This is a genomic window from Candidatus Obscuribacterales bacterium, assembly GCA_036703605.1.
In the GTDB taxonomy this organism is placed as follows: Bacteria; Cyanobacteriota; Cyanobacteriia; order RECH01; family RECH01; genus RECH01.
Map to the genome: position 1 here is coordinate 1 of DATNRH010000993.1, position 4,709 is coordinate 4,709.

The following is a 4,709-nucleotide window of genomic DNA, read 5'->3' on the forward strand; positions in this document are numbered from 1 at the left end:
CCCATGACAACCATCACTCAGGTAGGTCATAGACCACTCTGGATCGGGGTTGGCGGTGAAGATAATGCCCGGCAAGGAGTTGATCAGTCGCATCAGCTGAGACTGATGGTGAATGATCGTGGCGTAAATCTCCGAGTCAATCGCCCCACCAGCGGGATCAACCCGTTCATCGGCGAACTGGGTACGTAGTTGATCCATCAATCCTGCAGACAAGGGCAACACCTGCACCAGTCCCTGGGTATCACGGTTCATGTCATTAATCATTCAGGATGCATCAGGAGTAAGTGGTCTAAACCGTAGGCTAGCCCTGTATGCCTAAGTCAAGCAAAGGGCGATCGCGAGCGAGCGTCCCTCCAGCAACAAGTGGGGCGGAGGTTGACGTAGACGCGCCTCCCTTGGATACCTACAGTAGATTAGGGAGACGTTGTAGATGCAGCAAAAACTAGATGTGTGGCCAGCATGAGAACCATGGTCTATGCCCCAGAAGACAATCAACCGGATGAACATCTCGATAAACAGTTTGATGAACAATGACGATGTTTGACAGGATCGATGGGGTTGTTCATGGGGGTATGGTCAAGCCTGCTTGTCGTTGGGTGCAACCAGACGCCACCGCTTCGATCAGCTTGCCCCCATCATGCCTAAGTTAAATCATTTCTATCCATAGACCTAGAAACGCTGTAGATTCCTGGCATGACGTTAGACGTTGGCTGATGCCTGATGGTTCATCTTTCGGGCTAGATAGGGCGATCGCTGTCTAACCCTATTCAGAACCATCTCAAACTCTAGGCAATGGAAATGTAATGTTCGTCACCTCTTGGGTATTGCATTGACCTAAGCTATGGTTGCGATCGCCATCCCCACTTACCATCCCCACTTACCATCCCCACCTACCGTTGGCATTCCTACTCCAGAAACCATAACCCAGCTTGTTGGCAAGTTCGGATAGCTACCGCGAATTTCTCCGCAAAACTAGGCAATACTGAAGACACAGATCTTCTAGGGGACAGGTCTCAACACAGATGAATACGACTTAATCTGGAGTTGAGTCAAGTCGACACTAACGCTGTCTCTTCATCGTTTTGCGACCCTATCCCACCTAGAGGACTCTACCAGAATCGTGGGGCTGTTCGTAGCATTTATAGTGGCGAAAGATGAGGGCTTGAACTTCAGCCCGCTCAGTTGTGTTTTATTGTGCAAATAGCTATGGATTTTCAAGGTATAGAGACATCAAGAGTAGACTGGGCAGGAGATTGCCTAGCCATTGGCATCGCTGAAGAGGCGATCGCTCTCAATGACGATCTGATTGCTCTCGATCATGTGCTAGAAGGCGCATTGGCGGAGCTGATTGAGGAAAGCGAGTTCAAGGGCAAGCTAGGCAGCAGTGCTGTTGCGCGGGTGGGTGGACAGAGCGCCATCCGTAAGATAGCGGTGATTGGGTTAGGAAAAACAGACTCCCTTTTGCTGGATCACCTGCGGCGCGGTGCAGCTAGTGCGCTACGGGTGGCAAAGCGCGAAAAATGTCAAACCCTAGGGTTGAGTTTTCCGGTATGGCAGGATAATCCGGCGGCATCCGCCCAAGCCATCACCGAAGGGATGGAACTAGCGGCCAACCAGGATATCCGCTTCAAGTCGTCCTCCGATGGCGCAGACTTAAAACTGAAGCGGGTTGATTTACTCGGCCTGGCAGGACAAGAGGCCGCGATCGCCCGTGCCAAAACCATTTGCCAAGGTGTGATCCTGGCTCGTGAACTAGTGTCGGCTCCCGCCAATGTGGTCACGCCCATTACCCTGGCCGAGACGGCCCAAGCGATCGCCCAAGACCATGGTCTAGACCTGAAAATCCTAGAGCAAGAAGATTGTGAAAAGCTAGGTATGGGGGCATTTCTAGGCGTGGCCCAAGCGTCTGACCTGCCGCCCAAATTTATTCACCTCACCTATCGCCCCAAGGGCACCCCTCGGCGCAAAGTGGCGATTATTGGCAAAGGGCTCACCTTCGATTCCGGTGGACTGAACATCAAGCCCTCGGGCAGCGGCATTGAGATGATGAAAACCGATATGGGTGGTGCCGCTGCCACCCTGGGAGCAGCGAAGGCGATCGCTCTCCTGGAGCCCGACGTGGAGGTTCACTTCATCAGCGCCGCTACGGAAAATATGATCAGCGGTCGGGCCATGCACCCCGGTGATATTTTGACCGCGTCCAACGGCAAAACCATTGAAGTCAACAACACCGACGCAGAAGGCCGCCTCACCCTCGCCGATGCCCTGGTCTATACCGACAAGCTGGGTGTAGACGCCATGGTCGATCTAGCCACCCTCACCGGAGCCTGCATTGTCGCCCTCGGGGATGACGTGGCGGGGCTTTGGAGTGACCAGGATGCGATCGCCCAGGAGTTGACCCAGGCTGCCCAGCAAGCCGGCGAAAAAGTCTGGCGGCTGCCCATGGAGGAAAAATACTTTGATGGGCTCAAGTCGGTTGTGGCCGACATGAAAAACACCGGACCCCGAGCCGGAGGGGCGATCACGGCGGCGCTCTTCCTCAAACAGTTTGTCACCACAACACCCTGGGCCCACCTCGATGTGGCAGGCCCCGTGTGGACAGAGAAGGAAGATGGCTACAACAACCCTGGTGGCACCGGCTTTGCAGTGCGCACCTTGGTGAACTGGGTGCTGAATTAGGGCCGTCTCCTACCTTGAAGCTTAGTCTTGGAGCTTAGAGAGCCTCTAGGCTCCAAGCGGTGAGGGTATTCGCTTCAATCCTCTGGTTGTGCAGCACCATGGTGGTGGTTTGGTTTTCTGCAAACCCAATGCGCTCGTAAAACTGCTGCTGGTGGGTTGTCATCAGGTAGACGCGCTCCACGCGGTTCACGTGAGGATGGGTGAGCACGGTTTCCACCAGCTTGCGCCCCAGCCCAGCTCCTTGATAATCGTTATGCACCACCACGTCCCAAATGGTGGCGCGGTAGATGCCGTCGGAGGTAGCTCGGGCAAAGCCAATCAAGCGATCGCTGTCCCAAAGCGTGGCAATGGGGCGGCTGTTGGCTAAGGCGATCGCCCATTCGTCTACGCTACGATCCTGTGCCCAAAACGCTGTGCGGCGAAACAAGGTTTGCACCTGCTGAAGGTCAAGATCCTGCACCAATGCATGACCCTGACCGCGGTCATCGTACACCCGAGCCTGAATATGACGACAATCCATAGATGATTTAACGAGGTTAGTAATAAAACGAGAGGGTACTCATCTTCCCATCGGATAGATTCTAACGGGTGCGGATGGGCGATCGCCCCCTGGGAAACTACGGCTACTCGTCTGCGTCTAGGTCTACATCTAGGTATGCCCAGCGTCGTCCCTAGACCGTCCCGACGATCACCCGTCTCTCGCGAAGGAGTGCCTATCCCCCGATGGGCGGATGGGAGTCTTGCCTGATATGCTGTGGTGGGAGTGGGAGACTTGTCAACCTTAGGTCAGCAAGTCCTGAATCTTACGACCCATGGGGTGCTCCTCTGTTGATTCCTAGTGTCTGTCATCTATGGCCCGTTTTGATTTCTCTTCGCCATCCCGTGGGCGATCGCCCCGCCTCGCTGCGGTCATGCTCGTGGGTCTGTTGAGCATCCTGCTTAGCCTAGGTCTAGCGCAGATTCATCCTGCCCTAGCATCTAGCCCGCAAGCGATCGCTCAGTCTGACATCCAGACCGCTCCCCCCGCATTACCCGAGCGCCCCCGCATTGGCACCGTCGATCCGGTACCGGAAGACTACCACCTAGGGCAACAGCGTTATCTGGAAACCTGTGCCGGTTGCCACTTGCCCCTGCCCCCCGCCGTCATGCCCGATGAAACCTGGCGGCAACTCCTGCAGGATCCGCAGCACTATGGCGTGATTCTACCCCAGCAGTTGCCCACCCAAACCGTCCAGATCTGGGAGTATCTGCGCGACTTCTCTCGCCCCCTGCGCGATGGAGAAACCGTTCCCTATAGACTGGATACATCTCGCTATTTCGCCGCCCTCCACCCTCAAGTGGAGTTCTCCGCTCCCGTCACGGCCAACAGTTGTACCGCCTGCCACATTGGCGCTGAAGACTATAACTATCGCCAGCTCACCGCCGAATGGCAATGATGGCGAGGCGGGGTTAACCGCACCTCCGCCGTCTAAGGCAAGTGATAGTATGAAGATACTTCGGTTTTCAGCCGAGGCACTACGTTGATGGATATTTTTGAGCCCAGCGATCGCCCCTCTGTTGTAGGTCAGGTCACCATGGCCGCGATCGCCCCAGCCATCCAGTTATTGAAAACTGCTATCCTCCTGCCGACCGTCTTTATATACTCATCCCCACCATGCTCAAGAAACTGCTAGGCGACCCCAACGCACGCAAGCTGAAAAAATACCAGCCCGATGTTGTTGAAATCAATTTGCTAGAAGAAGAGATCCAAGTTCTGTCGGATGACGATCTCAAGGCCAAAACTGGCGAGTTTCGGCAGCGGATTGAAAAGGGCGAGACCCTTGATGCGTTATTGCCAGAAGCCTTTGCTGTTGTGCGGGAAGCGGGGCGACGCGTGTTGGGTATGCGCCACTTCGACGTGCAGTTGATTGGTGGGATGGTGCTGCACGACGGGCAAATCGCAGAGATGAAGACCGGGGAAGGCAAAACCCTAGTGTCTACCCTGCCGGCCTACCTGAATGCCCTAGAGGGCAAAGGCGTTCACGTGATTA

General features: G+C 55.2%; 6 protein-coding genes. 4 read left to right on the forward strand and 2 right to left on the reverse strand.

Annotated features, from left to right (window positions below; translation table 11 throughout):
• The coding region (locus V6D20_20360) for a hypothetical protein (GenBank protein HEY9818132.1) at positions 1-264 on the reverse strand (264 nt) is incomplete at its 3' end.
• A 942-nt stretch (positions 265-1,206) separates the two neighbouring features.
• On the opposite strand from V6D20_20360, the gene V6D20_20365 reads away from it, so the two are divergent.
• The gene (locus V6D20_20365) at positions 1,207-2,679 is read left to right on the forward strand and encodes a leucyl aminopeptidase (protein ID HEY9818133.1); all 1,473 of its coding nucleotides are present in this window, start codon (positions 1,207-1,209) and stop codon (positions 2,677-2,679) included.
• Positions 2,680-2,713: 34 nt separating this feature from the next.
• On the opposite strand, the gene V6D20_20370 is transcribed toward V6D20_20365, so the two are convergent.
• Entirely contained in the window at positions 2,714-3,199 is a 486-nt protein-coding gene (locus V6D20_20370) for a GNAT family N-acetyltransferase (GenBank protein HEY9818134.1), read from the reverse strand.
• 331 nt (positions 3,200-3,530) lie between these two features.
• Here V6D20_20370 and V6D20_20375 point away from each other — a divergent pair, with 331 nt between their 5' ends.
• From V6D20_20375 to V6D20_20385, 3 genes are all read left to right on the forward strand, one after another.
• A complete protein-coding gene (locus tag V6D20_20375) occupies positions 3,531-4,115 on the forward strand; it encodes a hypothetical protein (GenBank protein ID HEY9818135.1) in 585 nt (194 codons plus the stop codon).
• 87 nt (positions 4,116-4,202) lie between these two features.
• Positions 4,203-4,352 (forward strand): hypothetical protein, encoded by a 150-nt coding sequence (locus V6D20_20380; GenBank protein ID HEY9818136.1) that lies wholly within the window; start codon positions 4,203-4,205, stop codon positions 4,350-4,352.
• Positions 4,334-4,709, forward strand: a 376-nt coding sequence (locus V6D20_20385) for an accessory Sec system translocase SecA2 (protein HEY9818137.1), incomplete at its 3' end; no start/stop codon positions are given. The genes V6D20_20380 and V6D20_20385, both read left to right, overlap by 19 nt.

What these genes read in the sequence shown, in the direction of transcription:
- V6D20_20370 (HEY9818134.1), bottom strand. Translation starts at nt 3,199, where the DNA reads ATGGATTGTCGTCATATTCAGGCTCGGGTGTACGATGACCGCGGTCAG.
- V6D20_20375 (HEY9818135.1), top strand. Translation starts at nt 3,531, where the DNA reads ATGGCCCGTTTTGATTTCTCTTCGCCATCCCGTGGGCGATCGCCCCGC.
- V6D20_20380 (HEY9818136.1), top strand. Translation starts at nt 4,203, where the DNA reads ATGGATATTTTTGAGCCCAGCGATCGCCCCTCTGTTGTAGGTCAGGTC.
- V6D20_20365 (HEY9818133.1), top strand. Translation starts at nt 1,207, where the DNA reads ATGGATTTTCAAGGTATAGAGACATCAAGAGTAGACTGGGCAGGAGAT.